Here is a 21764-nt window from a genome sequence, read left to right on the forward strand (position 1 = left end):
GTCAGGGCGATGGCCGTTTGCGCGTCAGCACCACGCCGACATCCTCGAAGATCGCGGCAATCGGCGCATGCGGCTTGTGCACGGTGACCTTGATCGCGTCGATGCGCGCAAACGCCGCGAGTAGCGCGTCCGCAACGGCGCCGGCGGCGCGCTCCAGGAGCTTGTAATTGGTGTTCTTGAACGCCGCCGTCGCGGTCGCCACCACACTGGCATAGGATACAGTGTCGGACAGATGATCGGTGCGTGAGGGCTCCGACAGGTCGATGGAAAGTTCGAGATCGATGACAAACCGCTGGCCGACTTCCGTTTCGTGCTCCATCACGCCGTGGCGGGCATGGATGACGACGCCGGTGATGAAGATCGTATCGCTCATCCCTGTTCCCTGATTGCGGCGGTGACGCGCAGCGCCTGTACGGTTTCGGTGACGTCATGCGCCCGGATGATCCGCGCTCCATTCTGGGCCGCCAGCAGATGCGCGGCAATCGAGCCGCCGAGACGCTGGTGTGGCTCCGATGGCGTCACCGTGCTGATGAAACGCTTGCGCGAGGCGCCGACCAACACTGGCAGTCCGAACGACTGCAACTCAGCGAGCCGCGCCAGCGCGGTCATGCTCTGCTCGGGCGTCTTGCCGAAGCCGATGCCGGGGTCGAGGATAATTTTGTCAGGCGAAATTCCGGCGCGGGCTGCGATGTCGAGCGAGCCTGCAAAGAAATTGGAGATATCCTGCATGATGTCGATGGCAGGATCGGCACTCTCGCGATTATGCATGATGATGACAGGCGCGCCGCGCTCGGCGACGAGGCCAGCCATGCCGGAATCGCGCTGCAGGCCCCAGATATCGTTGGCGATGACTGCACCCTGATCGAGCGCCCAGGCGACGACGGCCGATTTCATGCTGTCGATCGACACGGGAATGCCGAGCGCGACGACGTCGGGCAGTACCGGCTGCAGGCGCTTCAATTCTTCTTCCGCCGAGATCGGTTCCGATCCGTAGGGCCGGGTGGATTCCGCGCCGATGTCGATGATGTCGGCGCCCTCGGCGATCATCCGCCGGGCCTGCGCCAGCGCGCGCTCAGGGGTCGCGAACTGTCCGCCGTCCGAGAATGAATCGGGGGTCACATTGAGCACGCCCATCACCACCGGATAGGGCCTGGACAGCAGCGCAGGCAGCACCGGATGACCGGTCGCGGCGGTGGGGCTGGGCTTGGCTGCGATCATGCGGTCGCTTTGCGCGGTCCGCGCCGGCAAGTCAAGGCGTGAGAGCATAGCCCGCGGGCCGGCCTGACCGGCTGTTAGTAGCTGATCTTCGGCGGAAGCCTGCGCGCCTGTTCGATCAATTGCTCGACCGACCTCTCCGAAGGCAAAACCCGGACAAGTTTGCGCTTGGTATTCACGTCTTTAATGTTCTGGGCCAGCCGCGCCGGATTGCGGAGCGCGAGCTCACGCACAGTGGTGACGCCCGCCGCACGCACCAGGCCTACCTTGGCCTTACCCATCCCGGGAATTCGCATGTAGTCGGAAAAATTGGCCCATTCGAGCAGTTGCTGCTCGCTGATGCCGGTCTTCGCCGCGAGCGCCTTGCGTCCCTTGACCGTGCGGGCGGCTTCCAGCAGCGCTTCGGTGGTACGAATGCCCTGCGATTTCAGCTTCGAGGCGGAGTAGGCGGTCAAGCCTTCGATCTCGGAGAGGGGATATGTCATGATACTCAATGAAAAAATTTGCCCAGGCGGAACGTGCTCACGCAAGCTGCGTGTACTATGCGAACTGGTTGAGGCCCGGTGTCCCTGAAATGATTTCGCCCATTTGATCCGCTCCGATTTTGTCGCGGCCGAACCTGAAAAGTTCACGCGCCACGCTTTGAATCTCGTTCATGCCCAGACCGAGCGCCATCAGCCTGGTGCCGACCGCCATCAAGCCTCCGCCCATCAGCCGCGAAAATCCGCCATTGCTGCCGTTCGCTGCAATCGCGGCTTCGGCGCCCGGAATTTGGTCGATCAGGGCCTGAACCTTGTCGGAGGGCCCCTCGTTACGGAGAAAACCCAAAACGATGCCAATGGTTTTTTCAGCGACAGCGCTATCGATGCCGGCCTTGGAGGCCAGCCGTCCTACCAGTTCGTCCATATTTGCCCCGTCCCCAACCGGTTTAACCGGGTCGTGTACTTCTAAATTGATCTTGAGCGCCTGCAGTCTGAAATACAAGCGATCCGCACACATCAAGGCGATGTGGTTCTCGATTCGCGCGGCGAGTGTTGCAGCAATGCAAGAGTAAATGCCGGATTCACGCTGACTTATTGCGCTGCGCTCTCGATTTTTCTGCCGGAGGTCGGGAAAAAGTATGAGAAGCACGAACGATGGGGTGGGCGAATGCTCACGTATACGCCGCCGACGGTTTCAATCGGCGGGCAGGATGCGATATGATTGCCAACCAAACCGACCCGATGCGCGCGAGAGGCGATGCGATGGTGACCTCAGATAACAAGACGGCCGATACCGACCAGAAGATTTTCATCGGTAAGGGCGAACAGACGGCCTGGCTTACGCTTGCGCTTGCCAATCGGCATGGGCTTGTCACCGGAGCGACCGGGACCGGCAAGACCGTGTCGCTGCAGGTGATGGCGGAAGGCTTTGCCCGCGCCGGTGTTCCCGTGTTCGCAGCCGATATCAAGGGCGATCTGTCCGGAATTTCCGAGGTCGGCGAGGGTAAGGACTTCATCCTCAAGCGCGCCGGAGAGATGGGCCTCAATTTCCAGCCCGACCAGTTCTCGACGGTGTTTTGGGACGTGTTCGGCGAGCAGGGCCACCCGGTCCGCGCCACGGTCACCGAGATGGGGCCATTATTGCTGTCGCGGATGCTCGATCTGAACGACGTGCAGGAAGGCGTTCTCAATGTCGCATTCCGCGTGGCGGATGAAAACGGCTTGACGCTGATCGACATGAAGGATCTGCGGTCGCTGTTGGACGCGATCGTTCCCAATGGCCGCAAGAAGGGACCGGATGCCGAGGAGGATCCGCTTGCCGAGATCCGAATGGCTGCGCAGAGCTTCGGCAATGTCAGCAAGGCGACCGTGGGGACCATTCAACGCCAGCTTCTGGTGCTGGAAAACCAGGGCGGAACGAAATTCTTCGGCGAGCCGGCGCTCACGCTGAAGGATTTCATGAAGATCGACAGCGACGGCCGGGGAATGGTCAACATTCTGGTTGCCGACAAGCTGATGCAGAGCCCCAGGCTCTATGCCACCTTCCTGTTGTGGATGCTGTCGGAACTGTTTGAGGAACTGCCGGAAGCCGGCGACCTGCCGAAGCCGAAATTGGTGTTTTTCTTCGACGAGGCGCATCTGTTGTTCAACGACGCGCCGAAGGCGCTGCTGGACAAGATCGAACAGGTGGTCCGGCTGATCCGCTCCAAGGGAGTCGGCGTCTATTTCGTTACGCAAAATCCCATCGACGTGCCGGACAAGGTGCTGGCCCAGTTGGGCAACCGCGTTCAGCACGCGCTGCGCGCCTTTACGCCGCGCGACCAGAAGGCGGTGAATGCGGCGGCGCAGACCTTCCGGCCGAATCCGAAGCTCGACACCGCCCGCGTCATCATGGAACTCGGCAAGGGTGAAGCGCTGGTGTCATTTCTCGAAGGTGGCGGCACGCCGACCATGGTCGAGCGCGTCATGATCCGGCCGCCGACGGCGCGGATCGGGCCGATCACGCCGGAGGAACGCAAGGCGATCATGAACGAGAGCCCGGTCAAGGGCAAATACGATAGCGCGGTCGACGCCGAGTCCGCCTATGAGATGCTGGCGAAGCGTGTTGCTGGAACGGCGGCGCCTGCGGATGGAGCGGATAGCGGCCCGGGTGCCGGCGGCGGAATTCTTGGACAGATCGGTTCCATTGTCGGCACGATCTTCGGCACCAACGTCAAGCGCGGCCGGCTGTCGACCGGTCAAGTAATTGCGCGCGATGTTACGCGCTCCGTCACCAACAAGGTGGTCGGCGGCATCGTCGCCGATCTCGGCAAGTCGGTCGGCGGATCGCTCGGCAGTTCGGTTGGGCGCGCGCTGGTGCGCGGCGCGCTCGGCGGATTGCTGCGGCGGTAAGACTTTTTCGAGCGAAGTGGCAGTCGGTTCGCGTGAACGTAATCTCCTCTGAATCCGGAACGAGCGCGTGCTGAGATATCCGTCGCTACGAAGGCCGCTCGATATCCTGTTTCTGGTCTGCTGCATCGCCTTGACGGCGGATGTGCTGGTCCCGGAAATCTTGGGCAACGGCAAGACCAAGGACTATCCGCTGTGGTTCTGGGCCGGGCAGCAGGTGCTGCACGGCAGGAATCTCTACCCCGACGATCCCGCCACCTATTTCGAATTCATCTATCCGCCGCTCTCGGCGGTGCTGCTCGCGATCCCGAGCTGGTTCGGCAAGATCCCGCTTTATCTCTGCCTGTCGTTTCTCAACATTGTCGCATGGTGGATGACGGCGCAGTTCTCGCACGCGATGGCCGGATCGGGGCGGAAGCCCGGGCCCTGGCTGGAAGCGCTGCCGGGCTTCGTCACCGTTACCTTCGTGTTCGACATGTTCGACCTTGGTCAGCCGAACCTCCTGCTGCTGGCGCTGATGCTGTACGGGTTCTGGCTGCTGCGCGATCACCGAGGATGGATGGCAGGCAGCATGTTTGCGCTTGCCGCCGCCATCAAGGTGTTTCCAGTGGCGGTGCTGCCTTATCTGGTGTGGCGCAGGCAGTGGGCGGCGGCCGCCGGCATGCTGGTGTTCATCGGTGTCTTCCTGTTCGTGCTGCCGGCGCCGTTTCGCGGCTTCCAGCACAATGTCACGGAGCTGAGGACCTGGTACCAGGGCATGGTGGGGACCAGTTCGGAGAAGGGGTTCGGGCAGCGCGACGAGCAGAACTGGTCCTGGGTCAACCAGTCGATCATCGCGGTGACGCACCGGCTGACGCGGCCGGTGAACTACAATCAGGACGATCCGTCCAAGCCCGTGCGGACGATGAATATCGCCAACGTCGATTTCAAGACGGCGAACTGGATCGTGCTGGCTGTTTCGCTCGCGATCGGGCTCGGCTATCTCGCGGTAATGCCGAAGGCCGCGCGCCGTACGGAGCGCTCCGATGCCGAGGAGATCGGCATTCTCTTTTGTCTGATCACCGTCGCCTCGCCTTTGGCCCGCCAATATTACTTTCTGTGGCTGTTCTTTCCGATCACCGTGCTGGCCCATCGCGCGGCGTATCATCCGAGGCCCGCGGTCAGGACCGGCACGTGGGTATTGCTCGCCTTGGCAGGCGGCTTGTTGTGCCTCTCGCTTCCGCTGTTTTCGATCGACCTGCAGGCGTATGGCAACAATCTCGCAGCGACCGTCCTGCTCACCGCAGGGCTGGTCTGGCACATATTGCATCCGCCTGCGGCGGATGCCGCCTTGCCTCAGGCCGCGGGCGAGCTACAACTTGATGCCGATAACAAGGCTCGCAGCCAAGGGTAACCCAGGGATAGTCATCCATGTCCAACGCAAAGATCCAGCCGGTCCTCGACCACATCGACGCCGATTTCGACAACAGCCTCGAGCGGCTGTTCGCGCTGCTGCGGATCAAGTCGATCTCGGCCGATCCGGCCTTCGCCGGCGATTGCAAGGCGGCCGCCGATCATCTTGCGAAGGATATCGCAACGCTCGGCTTCAAGGCCGAGGTAAGGCCGACGGCAGGGCATCCCGCGATCGTCGCCAAAGCCAGTGGCGGCGCCGACGGCCGGCCGCATGTGCTGTTCTACGGACATTATGATGTGCAGCCGGTCGATCCGCTCAATCTGTGGCATCGTCCGCCGTTCGAGCCCGTCGTCACCGATCACGCCGACGGCCGCAAGATCATCGTTGCGCGCGGGGCGGAGGACGACAAAGGGCAGTTGATGACCTTCGTCGAAGCCTGCCGCGCCTGGAAGAAGGTGACGGGATCGCTGCCGGTCGACATCACCATCATCATCGAGGGTGAGGAAGAAATCGGATCGAAGAATTTCGTGCCGTTCCTGGAAGCGAACAAGGGCGACCTCAAGGCCGATTTTGCGCTGGTCTGCGACACCGGCATGTGGGACCAGAACACGCCGGCCATCACCACTTCGCTGCGCGGGCTCGTCTATGACGAGGTCAAGATCAAGGCCGCCAATCGCGACCTGCATTCCGGCATTTTCGGCGGCGGCGCGCGCAACCCGATCCGGGTGCTGACGAATATTCTCGGTGGCCTGCACGACGAGAACGGCCACATCACCATTCCCGGATTCTATGATGGCGTGAAGGACCTGCCGCCGGACATCCTGGCGCAGTGGAAGAACCTCAACCTCACGCCGGAGTCATTTTTAAAGCCGATCGGTCTCGCGATTCCGGCCGGCGAGAAGGACCGCCTGCTGATCGAGCAGGTGTCCTCGCGCCCGACCTGCGACATCAACGGCATCATCGGCGGCTATACCGGCGAGGGCTCCAAGACCGTGATCCCGGCCGAGGCTTCCGCAAAAGTTTCGTTCCGCCTGGTGGAGGGACAAAACCCTGAGAAGATCCGCAAGGCGTTTCGCGACTATGTCAGCGCGCGCGTGCCGGCCGACTGCAAGGCTGAGTTCACCGACCACTCCAACGCGCCGGCGATCGCGCTCGACTGGAACATGAAGCCGCTGGCAGCCGCCAAGCGCGCGCTGACGGACGAGTGGGGCAAGGAAGCGCTTCTGATCGGCTCGGGCGCCTCGATCCCGATCGTGGCGGATTTCAAACGTACGCTCGGCCTCGACACCGTGCTGGTCGGCTTCGGCCTCGACGACGACAACATCCATTCGCCGAACGAGAAGTACGACCTGAAGAGCTACCACAAGGGCATCCGCTCCTGGGCGCGGATTTTGGGGGCGTTCGCGGAAGCGAAGTAGTACGGCGTACAGGATGGGTGGAGCGAAGCGAAACCCATCACATCGCCGCACGAATATGTGGTCATGACCGGCTATCGTCGCAATTTCATTCCTGGCGGCTGTTTCTTCTTTACGGTCAACCTCGCCGATCGGCGGTCGCGGCTGCTAACGGAAAATGGTGAAGCCCTGCGCGCTGCCTTTCGTGAGACCTGCCAACGTCATCCCTTCACGACAGACGCGATCGTCGTGCTTCCAGATCATCGACACGCGGTCTGGACGCTGCCTGAGGGTGATCGGGATTTTGCGACGCGCTGGCGGCTGATCAAATCGACGTTTTCACGGCGGCCGACCGTGGAGGGATGGACCTCGAACAGGCGGGTCGGCCTCGGACGCGCTCGCTGACATTGGTCACTCTTCGCCATTTGTCTTCGTATTGCACTCAGCTGAGTTCTTGGGCGAGTCCGATGAGAAGCCCTTCAGGCCCACGGATGTAGCAGAGCCGATACGCATCTTTATACTGGACTACTTCGCCTACGAGCTGCGCGCCGCGCGTGCGGAGCCTTTCAAGCGTCTCGTCGATGTCGTCCACGGCGAACATGACGCGGAGGTAGCCCAGGGCGTTGACCGGGGCGTTCCGGTGATCTGCGACGACAGGCGGCGTGAGGAAGCGGGAGAGCTCGAGCCGGCTGTGGCCGTCCGGTGTGCGCATCATGGCAATCTCGACACGCTGATCGCCCAGTCCAGTGACACGGCCGGCCCATTCTCCTTCGATCGTGGCCCGCCCTTCGAGCTCGAGGCCGAGTTCGCGAAAGAAATCAATCGTCCCTCCGAGGTCTTCGACGACGATTCCTACGTTGTCCATCCGCTTGAGCGCCATGTTCCAATCCCCAAGGTGTCGCCTAGTCTAACAACGGACGCTTGAGGTGCCCCCAACACCGGCGGCCATCCGGGCTCGATTCGCTGCTGTCTACATCAGAAGCTTGAATCATGGACCGCCTCAAACCGCCACCCCGTTTTCAAACGGTCTCTTAGCGCGGCTAGATGATGGGTTTCGCTGCGCTCTACCCATCTTACGGCATGTGCCCCAAGGCAAAAACGCCGCCCGGGATTGGGCGGCGTTTTGATTCCGGACGTGTAGAGGGTGTATGGCCGGCAGTTTAGCGCATCCGCGCGGTGCGTCCACCGGATATTTCTCACCGCGCCTTCACTTGACCGGGTAGGGTCCCTCGCCAAAAACCCGATCGTGATAGCCCTTGCTGCCGACCTCGCGCGCAAGGGGGCTGCGGATGTCCTCGCCGGCCAGCAGCCGCGCAATCAGCGCGCGGAAATCGTGGCGCGGCTGCCAGCCGAGTTCGGCGCGCGCCCGGTCGTTGACGTAGACGCGGTCGATGCCCTGAATCATCGTCCAGCCGCGCCGGGCAAATTCGGCCTCATACTCCGGCACGTAACGGCGGACCACATTCGGCGCGTCGTTGCGCAGTTCCGCCATGTCGTCGCGCGAGAACGGCGTGGTGGCGCTGACGATGTATTTCGCGAAACCGGCCGACGGCGCGTGCTGGGCCGCCAGCAGATGCGCACTGACCACGTCTTCGATATCGACGCGGCGATAGAGGAACTCGTTGGTCTTGATGTTGCCGTCGGTGTAGGCCTCGCGCACCGCGGGATTGTCGTCCTCCTCGGGAAAGAAGCGCGAGGTGCGCAGCACGATGACGCGAAGCGAATGATTGCGCGCGAAAAGCTGGCATAGATCCTCCGCCGCCGCCTTGGTGACGCCGTAGATATTTTTCGGCACCGCCGTGACGTCTTCCGTGATCCAGGCTGCCGGCTCGCCTGGCGGCGGCACCAGTGCATCGCCAAACACGCTGGTGGTGCTGGTGTAGACAAATGCCGTGACGCCGGCTGCGGCGGCTTCTTCGAGCAGATTGAGCGTTCCTGAAATGTTGACGTCGACGAAGTGCTGGCGGCTGTGGGTTGCCACATGCGGCTTGTGCAGCGTCGCGGCATGCAGCACGGTCGTGATGCCCTTCATGCAACGGCGCACGAAAACCCGGTCGGCGATCGAGCCGACGTGGTGGGTGAATGCGGCGGGCAGCACATCAATGCCGATGGCCTCGCGCCGCTGCGCCTGCAACGAACGCATCAGCGCCTCGCCGAGATGGCCGGAACTGCCGGTCACCAGTACCGTCACGCCCTGTAACCTTTCGCGCGCCGTCGGCCTCAGGTCTTGTAGCTGGGGTCGATGCGATCCAGTTTCCGCAGCAGCGGCGGCCACACCAGATTGGTCGAGCGTCGTTCGGCGAAATCGGAATTGCTGAACAGTTGTTCGTTCTTGTCGATGACGGCCTGTTCGACCGGGTAGGCAGTCGGCCCCAGCATGCGGGTGCGCACCTGCATCGTGCAGGCCCGCTCCAGATGGTACATGCGCTCGAAGGCGGAGGCGACCGAACGGCCGACCGTCAGCGTGCCGTGATTGCGCAACAGCATGTGGTTCTTGTTGCCGAGGTCGTTCTGCAGCCGCGGGCGTTCGTCGTGGTCCAGCGCCACGCCTTCGTAATCGTGATAGGCGAGGTCGTGGGTGACGAATTGCGCGGTCTGGTTCATCGGCAGCAGGCCTTCCATGCAGCTCGCCACCGCTGTTCCGTCCGGCGTGTGCAGATGAAGGACGCAGCCGGCATCCTCGCGCACCTCGTGGATCGCCGAATGGATGGTGAAGCCGGCCGGATTGATGCTGTATTCGCTCTCCGTGAGCTGGTTGCCGTGAAGATCGACCTTCACCAGGCTCGACGCAGTGATTTCCTCGAACATCAACCCGTAAGGATTGATCAGGAAATGATGGTCGGGGCCGGGCACGCGCGCCGAGATATGGGTGTCGACCAGATCGTCCCAGCCATACAGCGCCACGAGGCGATAGCAGGCGGCGAGATTGACGCGCTGGTTCCACTCGGCGTCCGTCATGCCGGAAGGAACTTGCTTCAAGCGAGCTTCGGCTGGCGACATGGCGCGCTTTCTCCGAAAAATTGTTGATTTCGTAAGCGAGCCTAACCCTGCGCCGGACAGGCAGCAAGGCGGACGTCATGCGTGGCAGTCATGCTATCGGCGCTATCCGCGGCTGGCACCGTTACGGCGCCGGAATCGCCAGCAGTGTCGATATGGCGCGGCCGCGAATGTCGTAGACGCGCGCGAATACGACATCGTCACGTTTGATCTCCACCATGACGGGCGCGGTGAGGCCCTTGCAGTAGAACTCGCCCAGCGTCATCGCGAAGTCGGCGGACTGGCTGTCCCAGCCGATGGTGAAGTCGGGGCCGAGCGCCACCTGCGCCGGGCGCTGCGGGCCGCATACCGCGACCTTCCATTTGCGTCCCTGCGGCGGCGATTCCTGCCGATCGACCAGTTCTTCGCGCAGCCCGTCGGACGCCTGTTTCAGCGCCAGCCCCCAATAATCCAGCATGAACAGGCTGTCGGCGGAGCGCACCGTGCCGGCGATGTGGTTGAAATGGGTGTATTCGTAGGGGTGCAGGCGGATCATCTCGCTGAGCGGCAACAGCAAGCCGAAGGAGAACACCGCCAGCGCGGCAGGCTGCCAGCGACGGTGATTGTTCTTGAGCCAGTTCATGGCCCAGGCGAACGATACCCCGGCGAGCACCGCCATCGGCGGGATGACGAAAACGAAATGCCGGATGCCGTTGTAGAGCGCCGGCCGCTTCACCATCGCGATCACCAGCGGCAGGCTGGCCGCCAGCGTCAGCATCAGGAAGATGGTCTTGCGGCGGGCCGTGACGTCCGCGCGCGACAGCGACATGAAGGTGCCGACGACGCCGGCGACCAGCAGCGCGAGCAATACTTCCGGAAGCTGCAGCGCGAACAGCGTCGGCAGGTAGGACCACGGCATATCAGGCACCGACACCAGCGCGCCGTCGAACATTTCCTTCCACGGCTTTTCGAAGAAGTGCGAGAAATACGTCAGCGCCTTGAAGGGATGGTCCGCTTCCATGATCGACCACGGCCACACCAGGCCCATGATCAGGTATCCGAACACGAGGCCGGGCAGCAGCACGTATACGACATGGCCGAAGCGGCGGATGGCTTCGCGCGAGCCTTGCGTGCGAACGTCCTCGATCAGCAGCGGGAGGAAGCCGACCATCGCATAGACCAGCGCCAGACCGCCGAGAATCCGGCAGCCGATGGCAAGGCCGGCGCCGAGGCCGACGATCAGGGTGGTTCGCGGCGAGGGCGCGGGATATTCCTCGGCGAGGCGCACCAGACCCAGGATCAGGATCACCATCGAGACGGCAAACGGCGCGTCCTTCGGGTTCATGAACATGTGCCCGTAGAAGGTCGGGCATAGCGCCAGCAGCAATAGCGTGGCGAACCCGGCAAGCGGGCCGCCGACGCGCCGCGCCAGCCGCCAGGTCACGGCAAGGCCGATCAGGCCGACCACGGCGCCGAGCAGGCGGCGCGTTTCAAACAGTTCGAGCGGGATGATCTTGTGCAGCAGCGCCGCCGCCATGTCGAAGCCGCCGCCATACATGTAGAGATTGGCGAACGACAGCGCGCCGGTGTCCTTGAAGCCGGAACCGTACATCCGCAACAGCAGATCGGCATATTCGGCGTGTGTGTAGTCGTCCCAGCCGAGCCCGTAGTCACGGAAGGTCAGGCCCGCGATAAGGGCGACCACGGCCAGCACAAAGATGGCAAGGTCGTCGCAGGTCCGCTCCACCGAGCGCCGCACGGGCGTATCGAGGGCAGAAGTCGTGATCGATGACATGGCGATTGGTAACCCGGTCCCCTATGGCCCAGCTTGGATATTCTTGAGCCTCATTCCCCGGGTACCCATATAGCTCAGTTCCATTTCCAAGTAATTGGGAATTGTGGCCTAAATCCCTGATGCAATGCAACAAAAGGGCAGTAATTGGTCGGCGGTAAAACTACGGCTGGCGGGCTGAATGGTAGCTGAATGGACATGATCACCCCGCGACCGGAATCCTGCAACCGGACTCCGCCATTGCGGAACCCTTGACGCAATTGGCGGTTGGCGGTGCACACAATATGACGGTATCGTGGCGTGGGCGGCTTGCGAGCGTTTCGGGCGCGGCTGAGGGATTAGTTCAATGATGTTCGTTATGTTGGTCGCAGGGATCGGCCTTGTTTTGGCGGGCCTGTTGGCGACCGGCTATGGAATCTCGATCAAGGAATTCAGTACCGGCAACACGCTCATCATCACCGGTGTGATGGCTGTTTGCACCGGCGCAATGATGCTCGCGCTCTGGATGGCGGTCAGGGAGCTGAAGACGATCGCGCGGCGGCTCGGTACCGGCGCGCCTGAAGCGCGCGGGGAGGCCACGGTGCGGCCGGTGCTTCCCGTCGCCGCTGCGCGGGATTCCGCCCCTGCCGGTGGCGGCTTCCCGGCCGCTGAGCAGCCCGGCGGTCCCGGATCCTTCTCTCTAGCGGCGCCGCCGCCTTTCCCGCCGGCGGCGCCGCCGCCGTGGCAGAACGAGGCTGTCCTGCGCGATCATCCGATCCCGGAGCCGATGCATCCTGAACCTTCACCGTCGGCTTCGAAACCGAAGCGCAATTTGCTGTTTTCATCGACGTCGCGAAAGGAGCGCGAGCGCGCCCAGGCGCGGGCCGGCGAGCCGCTGCCACCGGACCTGTTGTCGTCAGACCTGCGCTCCAAGCCGCCCACGGCGCCGCCGGTTGAAACGGCCGAACCGCCGCCGGCATCGTTCGAGGATGCCTGGCCGAGAGCGGAACGCGCAAAGTCGGGTGAGAGCCCGCCGCAGCGGCGCAGCGGGCGCGTGCCCCCGACGCCCACGGAAGGCAATGGTGGACCGGCGCGCTCAGAGGATCAGCCTGAAGTGACGGTGCTGAAATCGGGCGTTGTCGATGGCATGGCCTATTCGCTCTATTCCGATGGTTCGATCGAGGCCCAGATGCCGGAAGGGATGATGCGCTTCGCCTCGATCGATGAACTGCGCGCGCATCTCGATCAGCGGTCCTAGAGCCTTTTCCGTTCCGATGGAATCGGAACGGGGCTCTAGATTTTTGATTTGACGTGTTTTCTTGACGCGAACCGGTGCCCACTTCGCTGGAAAACGCTCTAGTACCTGTAATACTTGCCGCGAAACCCGCCCTTGAAAATAAAGCGCCGCCGTTCTTGTCAGTTTCCCGGCACTTCGTTCATATTCGCCAAGTCGTACGAGATTCCGCTGATGTATAGGTGCGGTTGGATACTGTCGGAGCCGTATTGCCGACAGATGCATTCGCGATCCCAAAAGGTTGAGCCATGACCGATACCGCCGGCAAGACGCCCGTCGAACTGACCGCCAATATCGTGTCGGCCTATCTCAGCAACAATCCGACCCAGGCCTCGGAAATTCCGAACCTGATCAGCCAGGTCCATGCCGCGCTGATGCGGGTGTCGAGCGGCCGCCCCGAGACGCCGCTCGAGCCGGCCAAGCCGGCCGTGTCGGTGAAGAAGTCGATGACCCCGGAATATCTGGTGTGTCTTGAGGACGGCAAACGCTTCAAGTCACTCAAGCGCCATCTGCGCACGCAGTACAACATGACGCCGGAGCAATACCGCGACAAATGGGGCCTGCCGCCGGACTACCCGATGGTGGCGCCGAACTACGCGGTGGCGCGTTCGCAGCTCGCCAAGAAAATGGGCCTCGGCCAGCAGGCACGGAAGCGGAAGTAGTCCAACCCAACGGGTTCTCAAGCGAAGCGGGTACCGGTTCGCGCGCGTCAAATATAGCTCCGAACCTCAGGAAGCCGCGGCCAGCGCCTCGCGCGCGTCGGAGCGGATGCGCTCGACCATCGAGCGCAGGCCGTTGGAGCGCTGCGGCGTCAGGTGCTCGCGAAATCCGAATTCGTCGAATACGGCAAGCGCATCCGTTGCCAGGATCTGCTGCGGCGTGTGGCCGGAAAAAAGCGTGAGCAGGATCGCGATCAGGCCGCGCACGATATGGGCGTCGCTATCGCCCAGATATTTCAGCCGTGGCTCGCCGTTGCCGGCACGATCGATCTGCCTGGAGAGCCAAACCTGGCTGACGCAGCCATTGACCTTGTTTTGGGCGGAATGCTCGGCCTCCGGCATCGGATCAAGCGTGCGGCCGAGTTCGATCACGTAGCGGTAGCGGTCGTCCCACTCCTCCAGCAGTTCGAAATTGTCCCTGATTTCGTCGATCGTCATCTTGGCCCGCGTCCGTTTCCGTAACGCCTTATATAGGATGCGGATCGAACGAAAGCGACGGAAATGGAACCGGTTCCGCGGCCTATTTTGAGGCCAACGGCGTCCGCGGCAGCCGCCATTCGATCGCCATGTCGTCATCCGTCAGCGCCTCGGTGGGCGATGCGTTCACGACCACGGCCTCGGCGTCGTCGCCGATCGAGCTGGTATGGTCGGGCTTTTTGTCCGGGGCGCTGGGATGATCGGGCTTGGTGATGATCTTGTACAACTGGCGGGCGCCATCCTGGGCGCGCTGCCCGATCGCCGTCGCCGCCTGGCCGCCGACCTCGCAGGCCGCCGGCTGGCGCTTGCAGAACTGGCCCATGTCGGAGACGGCCGCGGTCGCAGCCGATACGGCTTCGGAAGCGCCGATCTGCGGCACCTTGTCCGATTCAGGCGTCTTTTCCCTGGGCAACAGCACGAGCACGAGCCCGAGCCAGAATGCCATGCGAAGCAGAAAAAACATCTCGCGACCCCGGTCGTCTCTTATGGTTGTGTTGCGGTTAAACCGCAGCTTTGTTCCTGAGTAACAGCCGTCGATAAATCGGAAGTGTTTCCATTGAGGTAAAGTCGCCGAAAATTCGCTGAAAATTGCAATGATTCGATTCGGCGTAAATTTTCGATTTATGACCTCGATCGCGCGAGAAGTCCGCGCCGTTCGCGCATCCACCATTTCGAAACCATAGATCGATTGCGCTGGAAACCTGTCGTTCACCATCCGGGTCGAATGAGCCTCGTGCGAGGCGTGAAACCCTCGCGAATGCACGGTGTTGGTCGGTCGCTCCCGGCGCCTTAGCGTTCGCTTAAGTTCGCTCTGACACGGTGGCGCAAAGATTGAGGGGGCGTTCCGGCGCGTCTGTCTGACGAACAAGCCGAAGCGCGAGAGCCGTGACTGTTTTGAGTATCATCCGCGATTGTCTCGATGCCTTGCTGCATCCCTCGGCACGATATGATGCGCTGACGCGTGCGCGTCATCGCGCATTCATTGCGCCGCGGCTGCTCGGCAGTCTGGTGGCGCTTGCGGCTTTTCCGGTCTATCTGGCGATGCGCGGCGCGCCCACGGCGCTCGAGGTCGCGGCTTTCGCCTGGCTGATCGCACCCATTCTGTTGTCCTGGTTCCTGTCGCGCACCGGCCGCTACGAAGGCGCGCACATCCTGTCCGCGATGGCACTGGCGGGCCTCGTCATGGTGGTTGCCATCACCACCGGCGGCATCGAATCATTCGCTGCGGTCTGGCTCATCGTCGTTCCCTTGGAAGCCGCGCTGTCGGCCTCGCGCCGCGTGGTCGCGTTCGCTTCCGCGCTGGCGCTGTCGTGCGCAGCCTTGTTGATCGCGCTCGGACATTTCCACCTCCTGCCGGTGATGGAGCCGAACGCGGCCCTGCGTGGCGTCCTGATGGGGACGGGCGTCGCTTCCGCGACGCTCTATGCGGCAGGACTGGCGGTCAGCGCGGAATCGCTGGCGCGCACTTCCGTGGCACTGCTCTATGTCGAGGAAGACCGTTACCGCTTGCTCGCGCGAAACATGAGTGACGTGATTTCACGTCACAGCCGCAATGGCGCCGTGGAGTTCATTTCGCCGGCGGCGGAAGCCATGCTCGGCACGCCGGGCGCCCGGCTCACCGGCCATGGCCTGTTCGATCGCGTCCATGTCGCCGATCGTCCGGCCTATCTCACGGCGCTGTCGGATGCGACGCGCGGCAGCGAGCAACGCGTCGAGTTCCGTCTCCGCCGCGACGCGGTTCGCGGCCAGAACATTTCCGCGGATTTCATCTGGGTCGAGATGCGTTGCCGGCCGCTCGATCAGGCTTCGGCCGAGGCCGAGGTCGTCGCTGTGATGCGCGACGTCACCGACCGCAAGGTGCAGGAGCAGGCGCTGGAACTGGCGCGCACCGCGGCCGAGCAGGCGGATGCTTCCAAGACGCGATTCCTGGCCACCATGAGCCACGAGTTGCGCACGCCGCTGAACGCCATCATCGGCTTCTCCGAGATGATCGTGCACGAAGACGCGATGATGATCGATGCTGCGCGCCGCAGGGAATACGCGCAGCTCATCAACGATTCCGGCCAGCATCTGCTGTCGGTCGTCAACGGCATCCTCGACATGTCCAAGATGGAAACCGGCAATTTCGAAATTTCGCCGGAGCCGTTCGCGCCGCGCGCGGCGCTGTTGCACTGCTGCAATTTGCTGGCGCTGAAGGCGCGGGACAACGGCGTCGATTTGATCACGCGTGCCGCGGAAGACCTGCCCGTGATGAACGGCGATCCCCGCGCGTTCAAGCAGATCGCGCTGAACCTCGTCGCCAATGCCATCAAGTTCACCGAGCGCGGCGGCAGCGTGACGGTTTCCGCTTCGGTCGAGGGCGCACGGCTGATGTTGCGTGTCACCGATACCGGGGTCGGGATCGCCGCCGAGGATCTCGCACGGATCGGCGATCCGTTCTTCCAGGCCGGCAAGACCTATCAGCGCAAGCACGAAGGCACCGGCCTCGGCTTGTCGATCGTGAAGGGCCTGGTCGGATTGCACAATGGCGAAATGAACGTGCAGAGCAGCGTCGGCGAGGGCACCACGGTGGCTGTCGCATTGCCGCTTGACTTTGCGCCGTCGCTGACGCTTTCAAACAACATCGCGACGCTGAAACCGGCGCTGCGACCCGAACAGGATCAAGCTCTTCAGGTGAAGAAACGTGCCCAGGCGTATTGATGACGATGACGAGATGCCGCGCCGCCGCCGTCGCGGCGCGAAAGCGGCTGCGATCGGAGTGGAGGAAGAGCGCGGCCTTGTGATGCGCCTTGTCCTGCGCAGTCCGAAAGACATGGTCGCGGGCCTGCTCGCCGCTGCTGCGATTTGCGCCATCGTCGCCAATGCGTTGTTCCTGCAGGCCGGACGCCATCCGTCGCCGATGTTCGGTTCGGTCGTGACGCTGCCGACGCCGCAAGCCGCCGTGAGCCCGCTGCCGCGGCCGCGCCCGGTCGAACTGACCGCAAGGCCGGGCGAGGCTGAGCCTCCGGAAATCAGGCCCGTCGAGGCGAGGGGCGCTGATCCCAGACATGTCGAGATCAAAAGCGCCGATCCCAAGAGTGATACCAAGAATGATACCAAGAGCGATTCCAAAAACCCTGACCCGATGACCAATCTGGTGGTCAAGTCGACCGGTGCGCCCACGGCTGCGCCTTCGAATGTAGCGCGTCCGCCGGCGCCGATTCCGGCCACCGCGCAAAGCGCCGGCGCGCGCCGCGTAGCAGCGGTGCAGCGCGCGCTCACGCAATATGGCTACGGCCAGTTGAAGCCGACCGGCGCGGTCGGTTCGGATACGCAGGCCGCAATCTCGAAATTCGAGCGCGACCGCAAGCTCCCGGTGACCGGCCAGATGTCCGATCGCCTGGTGAAGGAGCTCACGACGATGATCGGGCATCCGATCGACTAGCTTCCGCCTGGTCGCTGGCCTATATCGTCGCCACCATGCGATTGAAATCAAGCATTTGGGTAGCCGCTTATCTGCGACGCTGCCAGACCGAGGGCGTCTTTGGCGCCGTGCGCAAGCGCGGAGCCGAAGAGGCGGGCGCGGTGTTCGTCAAGGTGGCGCTGCTCGACGGCAACGCCATGCTGTACGCGCCGGCGCCGCAGACCGTCTATGACGAGAGCCGCCCCGCCGAGCGGCTGTTCGCGCCGGCGTCGCCGCAGCCGGTGCCGGAGCAATCCGTCGAAGAACGTCTCACCAAGGAACTCCGCTTCGATCCCGACGCCTGGATCGTCGAGACCGAGGACCGGGCAGGGCGGCATTTTCTGGATCTGGCGAAGTCTTAGCGTTTCGGGCCGTCGGTGCCGGTGCGAATAGCCGGCGCCGTTCCGGGCTGCACCGCGGGCCGCGTTTGCGAGTTCGCCGCGCGGGCGCGTTGGCGTTCATCGTCGTACAGCGCGGCGCGATATTTGGCGCGGGTGACCGCCATGGTCGAGCCGCGCCACGCGGCCAGCATGATGAGCGCGGATCGTTCACTCAGGCGGTCGTACAGCCGCGACAGCCGATAAACGTTGTGCACGGATGAGCCGAATTCCGGATTGAGGAACAGCAGCACGCGCTGGAATGCGGCGCTCGGCATGTCCAGCGCACGCGCGGCGCAGGCCAGCGGCTCGCCACCGGGATCGTGCACCACCTGTTCGGCAATCCGCTGCGGCAGGATCAATGCTTCGCCGAGTTCGAGCGCGAAGTTTTCGGCGTCCTCGGCGAATGCGGCCATCTCCAGGATATGGAGCGCGCGGGCGGCGCGGGCCGCGGGAATGCGCGGCGAGGCCTTCAGCGGCGTGTCGGCGAGATTGTGCAGGATCATCGCACGCTCGCTGGCGCCCGCCGCAAAGAACATGTCGCTGATTTCGGCCGCATCGTTGGGCCGCATCGACAGGCTGGACGCCATCCGCAACTGCGCTTCGGTCGGCTCCTTCATCGTCGGCGCACCGGTGGTGGGAGCGGCGGTAATCGCGGCTGCGACCGGCAGGGCCTCGCCGGGGTGCGAACGCCGCAGCCCGAGCTGGTCCATGACCTCGGCCGGTGTCGCCGGATAGATCGCGAGCCGCGCCCGTACCGCGGCGCGGGTGGCGTCGTCGACCTGGTCGATCAGGCGGGACGTCAGCTCGATGAACTGACGCTCCTCGTCGGCGGAATGGGCGCTGGTCTGGACATAGAGGTCGGTCAGCACGCGCAGCAAGGTCGGCCTGATATCGACACCCTCGCGGCGCGAGAGCGTCATCAGCCCGTCGAATCCCGGAAACAATGGAGCTGCGGTCATGTCAGATGTACGCGACTTCGATAATCCCTCGCGTCAGCCTACGCACGGCACTTTAAGAGTTGGTTAAGGAAAACAGCCCGTGAAGAAATCCGCTAAAATGCGAGCTTTCGGCGCGCACGATGAGCCCCGGGAAGTCCGTAACTGTACCGCCCACACAAATTAAGATGCCGTTAACCACGTTCTGTTCTGAATAATGGCGTGTCGCTGGCCAGATCGTGTCCGTGCGGCAACCAGAGAGAACGGAACATGGGCACCATCATTGAATTTCCGGCGGATGCGGCTTCGCGGCGGCCGGGCTCAACCATGGATGGCGCTCCACGCGATGGCATGGGAACCGTACTGATCCTTCCCGTTGTCCGTATTGAACGTGCAGCCGGCGAAGCTGGCGACGGGCGCGGGCCGGAAGAGGGGACAGCGCCCGGTCGCCGTCGCCGTCGGCGCCCCTGAACGACGGACGTTTGAAATGCCGGAAAAGTGCCTCCCGATCCGGACCACCGGGCTTCGGTCACTCCCGGCTCTGATGCTGCTCGTTGCAAGCGCCGCGCTCGGCGGTTGTAGCGGCGGCGATTTCGGCCGCACCCGCGCCGATATGCGCAACGACGACATGCACCGCTGGCTGGGCGCCGAGGCCACGGCCAGCGTCGGCCTCAAGCCCTCGCACTTCCAGCTCACCGAAAACGAACGACAGCTTCGCGATCTCGCCTATCCCCTGATCGAACCGCCGCACTCGCGGCCCGCCTGGAAAAGCGTGTTCGGCGATTACCAGCCGTTGCCCTCGCCGTGGCGGCAGAAGGTGGTGTTCGACCGCACCACCTACGGGCGCGCTTTGATCGACGAGCCGCACCGCTCGCACACCTCGCGTTATCAGCAATTGATCGAGGACGTCCGCAACGACATCACGCGGTTCGAGCCGTTCTTTGCCTCCGCCGCGCGCGTCATCGAACTCGACCGCAAGCGAAGCGCCAGCCTCAAGATGGTGTCGGAACTGTCGCCGCATGAACAGGCCGACGCGATCGCGCGCATGGAAGAGAACACACTGATCGTGCAATGGGTCCAGCAGTGCCTGGAGCGGCGTATCTCGTCGTATCGCTGGGCGCTGGAGCGTCTGGTGATCCACGCTCCCGATAGTATCGCCGCCGATGCCGACCGTCTGATCGGCGAACTCGCCGCGCAAACCGCCAACCCGCCGGTCGCCGCGCAGCCCGTGATCGGGCGTGCCGTGACGGTGAAGGGGTAGAGCGGGGACTCATTAGCACGCAGCGAACTGGCCAGCGGTGGTGCCGGAATGTTCTGAATTTACTTCGGCTTTCCGGGCATATCGGACATGGCCGGACTTGCTGCTGGCTCGACGCGGTCGCGAGTGACCCCAAGCGGAAGTAGGACGATCAGCGAGACGCGTCACGTCGCCCAAGGCATCCTGGAAATGCTGCCCACTGATATCATCAATTCAAAAAGCCGGTTACCGCAAGCAGGGGAGATCTCAGAGCAAGGAGTTCAGGCTACTGTGCAGTTCAAAGACTGTTGGCTCTGGTTTTCGCTTTGAGGTTGGTGGGCGAACTGGTTTACTCACGCGATGTCTGTCATAACCCTCCGCGAGATCACCGCTGCAACCGTGCGGGTGATTTGCGACTTGGAAACAAGAGAGGAGCAGAAACGCTTTGTCGCCCCCAATGCACTCTCAATCGCGCAAGCGTATTTCGAGCCGCGAGCCATCTTCAGGGCAGTATACGCAGACGAGGTACCGGTTGGCTTCGTGATGTGGAAGCCAACCGATGAGACGGAAGTTGCCTATCTTTGGCGGTTCATGATCGACCATAACCACCAAAAGATGGGACACGCAAAACAAGCGATTGCGCACCTGATCGATCTTCTCCGCGATGCTGGCTACCGACGAATGCAGACGAGCGTCGTGCTCGGCAATGGCGGTCCGCTAGACTTCTATCGTTCGATCGGATTCGTTGAGACTGATGCGATGCTATCAAACGGAGAGCGGGTTCTAACGCGCAGCTTGTAGAATTCTGTATGATTCCGCTGCTGGTCTGAATTGTTAATTGGCGGCCTCTTTCATATACTGGAGCGCATTTCGCCTTTTAGAACCTTACGATTTTTGGTTGCACCGCAGAAATCGTCGCAATCGGGCCAATGCGAACCTCGCGCCCAGCTCAGCGGCAAATGACCTGTAGCGATTGACCCAGGCCGTGTGAAAACGCAAAGGCGATCAATCGCGATAGAACAAGTTACTCGTTCAAGGTCTTTTCATGTGCCCACATCGCAAGCGCATTCAATTTTGAAATCGAAATCAAGAATATCATTCTCGTCGCGCTTCGAACTTTTGACTTTTCACACAGCCTGGACCCAACTCGGACCTCAGATGGTGATGTGGTCAGCCCTGCTTCGCCATTCGCTTGCTCGGAGAGTCGGGCGGCAATGAGACCCAGGGATGGCGTGACTCCTCCCACACCGAGACGGTCGGCGCGGGGAAATTCGGATCGGCGAAGTTTCCGATGGCAACAATGACGTGTCCAGGAAAGCTTTCGCTTTCCCAGTAGACCGTGGAGCCGCACGTCGGACAGAAGTCAAAGGTCACCACTTTCCCGCTTTCGGCTGTCCGATTCCACGTCGTAGCCTTGCCGGTGACGGTGACCTGCTCGCGCCGGAAGCGCGCCTGGTTGCCAAATGCGGCGCCAGTACGGCGCTGGCACGCCAGACAGTGACACATGGAGATACGCGCCGATTCGCCTTCGATCGTAAGGTGAAGCTGCCCACAGCTGCAGGCGGCGTGTCGCGTGGTCATGGCTGAGCTCCTCGGCTGTTAATAGGGCAGAGTGTAGGCTGACTTGAGAACAACGCACAGACGCAGCGGGGGGTCGCGCC

23 protein-coding genes and 1 pseudogene are annotated in these 21764 nt (G+C 62.7%); 12 read left to right on the forward strand and 12 right to left on the reverse strand.

What is annotated here, in order from left to right:
• Nucleotide 1 precedes the first annotated feature (1 nt).
• The 4 genes from folB to V1288_RS22545 all read right to left on the reverse strand — a co-directional run bounded on the left by folB (nt 2) and on the right by V1288_RS22545 (nt 2121).
• Nucleotides 2-373 carry a dihydroneopterin aldolase gene (gene folB / locus V1288_RS22530; RefSeq protein WP_334359136.1) on the reverse strand — a complete coding sequence of 124 codons (372 nt, stop codon included), beginning with the start codon at nt 371-373 and terminating at the stop codon, nt 2-4.
• Nucleotides 370-1218: a dihydropteroate synthase gene (folP, locus tag V1288_RS22535; protein ID WP_334359137.1), complete on the reverse strand. Its 849-nt coding sequence runs from the start codon at nt 1216-1218 to the stop codon at nt 370-372. The genes folB and folP overlap by 4 nt, the downstream gene beginning before the upstream one ends.
• Before the next feature lie 74 nt (nt 1219-1292).
• Nucleotides 1293-1700, reverse strand: a complete 408-nt coding sequence (locus V1288_RS22540; RefSeq protein ID WP_334359138.1) for a DUF4332 domain-containing protein — start codon at nt 1698-1700, stop codon at nt 1293-1295.
• Between the two features lie 55 nt (nt 1701-1755).
• Nucleotides 1756-2121 carry a DUF2267 domain-containing protein gene (locus V1288_RS22545; protein WP_334361373.1) on the reverse strand — a complete coding sequence of 122 codons (366 nt, stop codon included), beginning with the start codon at nt 2119-2121 and terminating at the stop codon, nt 1756-1758.
• Nucleotides 2122-2459: 338 nt separating this feature from the next.
• Here V1288_RS22545 and V1288_RS22550 point away from each other — a divergent pair, with 338 nt between their 5' ends.
• The 4 genes and pseudogenes from V1288_RS22550 to V1288_RS22565 all read left to right on the forward strand — a co-directional run.
• The gene (locus V1288_RS22550; RefSeq protein ID WP_334361374.1) at nt 2460-4088 is read left to right on the forward strand and encodes a helicase HerA-like domain-containing protein; all 1629 of its coding nucleotides are present in this window, start codon (nt 2460-2462) and stop codon (nt 4086-4088) included.
• Nucleotides 4089-4155: 67 nt separating this feature from the next.
• The gene (locus tag V1288_RS22555) at nt 4156-5478 is read left to right on the forward strand and encodes a glycosyltransferase family 87 protein (RefSeq protein ID WP_334359139.1); all 1323 of its coding nucleotides are present in this window, start codon (nt 4156-4158) and stop codon (nt 5476-5478) included.
• Nucleotides 5479-5495: 17 nt separating this feature from the next.
• On the forward strand, nt 5496-6896 hold the full coding sequence (locus V1288_RS22560) for a M20/M25/M40 family metallo-hydrolase (RefSeq protein ID WP_334359140.1): 1401 nt from the start codon (nt 5496-5498) through the stop codon (nt 6894-6896).
• 63 nt (nt 6897-6959) lie between these two features.
• Nucleotides 6960-7217, forward strand: a pseudogene (locus V1288_RS22565) (REP-associated tyrosine transposase); the annotation flags it as partial.
• A 97-nt stretch (nt 7218-7314) separates the two neighbouring features.
• Here the strand turns inward: V1288_RS22565 and V1288_RS22570 are convergent.
• The 4 genes from V1288_RS22570 to V1288_RS22585 form a co-directional block, all read right to left on the reverse strand.
• Entirely contained in the window at nt 7315-7752 is a 438-nt protein-coding gene (locus tag V1288_RS22570) for a VOC family protein (protein ID WP_074072220.1), read from the reverse strand.
• A gap of 327 nt (nt 7753-8079) precedes the next feature.
• Nucleotides 8080-9063, reverse strand: coding sequence for an NAD-dependent epimerase/dehydratase family protein (locus V1288_RS22575; protein WP_334359141.1), 984 nt, complete (start codon nt 9061-9063; stop codon nt 8080-8082).
• Nucleotides 9064-9092: 29 nt separating this feature from the next.
• A complete protein-coding gene (locus tag V1288_RS22580) occupies nt 9093-9872 on the reverse strand; it encodes a class II aldolase/adducin family protein (protein WP_334359142.1) in 780 nt (259 codons plus the stop codon).
• A gap of 121 nt (nt 9873-9993) precedes the next feature.
• The gene (locus tag V1288_RS22585; RefSeq protein WP_334359143.1) at nt 9994-11643 is read right to left on the reverse strand and encodes an ArnT family glycosyltransferase; all 1650 of its coding nucleotides are present in this window, start codon (nt 11641-11643) and stop codon (nt 9994-9996) included.
• Between the two features lie 343 nt (nt 11644-11986).
• Between V1288_RS22585 and V1288_RS22590 the strand changes: the two genes are divergently transcribed.
• Together V1288_RS22590 and V1288_RS22595 are read left to right on the forward strand one after the other, a co-directional pair.
• Nucleotides 11987-12877: a DUF308 domain-containing protein gene (locus V1288_RS22590; protein ID WP_334359144.1), complete on the forward strand. Its 891-nt coding sequence runs from the start codon at nt 11987-11989 to the stop codon at nt 12875-12877.
• 284 nt (nt 12878-13161) lie between these two features.
• Nucleotides 13162-13575 carry a MucR family transcriptional regulator gene (locus tag V1288_RS22595; RefSeq protein WP_334359145.1) on the forward strand — a complete coding sequence of 138 codons (414 nt, stop codon included), beginning with the start codon at nt 13162-13164 and terminating at the stop codon, nt 13573-13575.
• Between the two features lie 66 nt (nt 13576-13641).
• On the opposite strand, the gene V1288_RS22600 is transcribed toward V1288_RS22595, so the two are convergent.
• Complete coding sequence (locus V1288_RS22600; RefSeq protein ID WP_334359146.1) at nt 13642-14070, reverse strand: SufE family protein; 429 nt, start codon at nt 14068-14070, stop codon at nt 13642-13644.
• 82 nt (nt 14071-14152) lie between these two features.
• Nucleotides 14153-14572, reverse strand: a complete 420-nt coding sequence (locus tag V1288_RS22605; protein WP_334359147.1) for a DUF5330 domain-containing protein — start codon at nt 14570-14572, stop codon at nt 14153-14155.
• A gap of 422 nt (nt 14573-14994) precedes the next feature.
• Between V1288_RS22605 and V1288_RS22610 the strand changes: the two genes are divergently transcribed.
• The 3 genes from V1288_RS22610 to V1288_RS22620 are packed head-to-tail and all read left to right on the forward strand — an operon-like array spanning nt 14995 to nt 17913.
• Nucleotides 14995-16809, forward strand: a complete 1815-nt coding sequence (locus V1288_RS22610; protein ID WP_334359148.1) for a PAS domain-containing sensor histidine kinase — start codon at nt 14995-14997, stop codon at nt 16807-16809.
• Nucleotides 16793-17533, forward strand: coding sequence for a peptidoglycan-binding domain-containing protein (locus tag V1288_RS22615; RefSeq protein WP_334359149.1), 741 nt, complete (start codon nt 16793-16795; stop codon nt 17531-17533). The genes V1288_RS22610 and V1288_RS22615 overlap by 17 nt, the downstream gene beginning before the upstream one ends.
• Nucleotides 17534-17568: 35 nt before the next feature.
• On the forward strand, nt 17569-17913 hold the full coding sequence (locus V1288_RS22620) for a DUF1491 family protein (RefSeq protein ID WP_334359150.1): 345 nt from the start codon (nt 17569-17571) through the stop codon (nt 17911-17913).
• On the opposite strand, the gene V1288_RS22625 is transcribed toward V1288_RS22620, so the two are convergent.
• Nucleotides 17910-18890: a DUF2336 domain-containing protein gene (locus V1288_RS22625; RefSeq protein WP_334359151.1), complete on the reverse strand. Its 981-nt coding sequence runs from the start codon at nt 18888-18890 to the stop codon at nt 17910-17912. The genes V1288_RS22620 and V1288_RS22625 overlap by 4 nt on opposite strands.
• 246 nt (nt 18891-19136) lie before the next feature.
• On the opposite strand from V1288_RS22625, the gene V1288_RS22630 reads away from it, so the two are divergent.
• From V1288_RS22630 to V1288_RS22640, 3 genes are all read left to right on the forward strand, one after another.
• Nucleotides 19137-19337, forward strand: a complete 201-nt coding sequence (locus V1288_RS22630; RefSeq protein WP_334359152.1) for a hypothetical protein — start codon at nt 19137-19139, stop codon at nt 19335-19337.
• A gap of 16 nt (nt 19338-19353) precedes the next feature.
• A complete protein-coding gene (locus V1288_RS22635; RefSeq protein ID WP_334359153.1) occupies nt 19354-20127 on the forward strand; it encodes a hypothetical protein in 774 nt (257 codons plus the stop codon).
• Nucleotides 20128-20463: 336 nt separating this feature from the next.
• Nucleotides 20464-20904, forward strand: a complete 441-nt coding sequence (locus V1288_RS22640) for a GNAT family N-acetyltransferase (RefSeq protein ID WP_334359154.1) — start codon at nt 20464-20466, stop codon at nt 20902-20904.
• 369 nt (nt 20905-21273) lie between these two features.
• Here V1288_RS22640 and V1288_RS22645 read toward each other — a convergent pair whose 3' ends face one another.
• Entirely contained in the window at nt 21274-21684 is a 411-nt protein-coding gene (locus tag V1288_RS22645; protein ID WP_334359155.1) for a GFA family protein, read from the reverse strand.
• Nucleotides 21685-21764: the final 80 nt, after the last annotated feature.

This window comes from Bradyrhizobium sp. AZCC 2176 (genome assembly GCF_036924645.1).
Taxonomy (GTDB): Bacteria; Pseudomonadota; Alphaproteobacteria; order Rhizobiales; family Xanthobacteraceae; genus Bradyrhizobium.

What these genes read in the sequence shown, in the direction of transcription:
- folB (WP_334359136.1), bottom strand. Translation starts at nt 373, where the DNA reads ATGAGCGATACGATCTTCATCACCGGCGTCGTCATCCATGCCCGCCAC.
- folP (WP_334359137.1), bottom strand. Translation starts at nt 1,218, where the DNA reads ATGATCGCAGCCAAGCCCAGCCCCACCGCCGCGACCGGTCATCCGGTG.
- V1288_RS22540 (WP_334359138.1), bottom strand. Translation starts at nt 1,700, where the DNA reads ATGACATATCCCCTCTCCGAGATCGAAGGCTTGACCGCCTACTCCGCC.
- V1288_RS22545 (WP_334361373.1), bottom strand. Translation starts at nt 2,121, where the DNA reads ATGGACGAACTGGTAGGACGGCTGGCCTCCAAGGCCGGCATCGATAGC.
- V1288_RS22550 (WP_334361374.1), top strand. Translation starts at nt 2,460, where the DNA reads ATGGTGACCTCAGATAACAAGACGGCCGATACCGACCAGAAGATTTTC.
- V1288_RS22560 (WP_334359140.1), top strand. Translation starts at nt 5,496, where the DNA reads ATGTCCAACGCAAAGATCCAGCCGGTCCTCGACCACATCGACGCCGAT.
- V1288_RS22570 (WP_074072220.1), bottom strand. Translation starts at nt 7,752, where the DNA reads ATGGCGCTCAAGCGGATGGACAACGTAGGAATCGTCGTCGAAGACCTC.
- V1288_RS22580 (WP_334359142.1), bottom strand. Translation starts at nt 9,872, where the DNA reads ATGTCGCCAGCCGAAGCTCGCTTGAAGCAAGTTCCTTCCGGCATGACG.
- V1288_RS22585 (WP_334359143.1), bottom strand. Translation starts at nt 11,643, where the DNA reads ATGTCATCGATCACGACTTCTGCCCTCGATACGCCCGTGCGGCGCTCG.
- V1288_RS22590 (WP_334359144.1), top strand. Translation starts at nt 11,987, where the DNA reads ATGATGTTCGTTATGTTGGTCGCAGGGATCGGCCTTGTTTTGGCGGGC.
- V1288_RS22595 (WP_334359145.1), top strand. Translation starts at nt 13,162, where the DNA reads ATGACCGATACCGCCGGCAAGACGCCCGTCGAACTGACCGCCAATATC.
- V1288_RS22600 (WP_334359146.1), bottom strand. Translation starts at nt 14,070, where the DNA reads ATGACGATCGACGAAATCAGGGACAATTTCGAACTGCTGGAGGAGTGG.
- V1288_RS22605 (WP_334359147.1), bottom strand. Translation starts at nt 14,572, where the DNA reads ATGTTTTTTCTGCTTCGCATGGCATTCTGGCTCGGGCTCGTGCTCGTG.
- V1288_RS22620 (WP_334359150.1), top strand. Translation starts at nt 17,569, where the DNA reads ATGCGATTGAAATCAAGCATTTGGGTAGCCGCTTATCTGCGACGCTGC.
- V1288_RS22625 (WP_334359151.1), bottom strand. Translation starts at nt 18,890, where the DNA reads ATGACCGCAGCTCCATTGTTTCCGGGATTCGACGGGCTGATGACGCTC.
- V1288_RS22630 (WP_334359152.1), top strand. Translation starts at nt 19,137, where the DNA reads ATGGGCACCATCATTGAATTTCCGGCGGATGCGGCTTCGCGGCGGCCG.
- V1288_RS22635 (WP_334359153.1), top strand. Translation starts at nt 19,354, where the DNA reads ATGCCGGAAAAGTGCCTCCCGATCCGGACCACCGGGCTTCGGTCACTC.
- V1288_RS22640 (WP_334359154.1), top strand. Translation starts at nt 20,464, where the DNA reads ATGTCTGTCATAACCCTCCGCGAGATCACCGCTGCAACCGTGCGGGTG.
- V1288_RS22645 (WP_334359155.1), bottom strand. Translation starts at nt 21,684, where the DNA reads ATGACCACGCGACACGCCGCCTGCAGCTGTGGGCAGCTTCACCTTACG.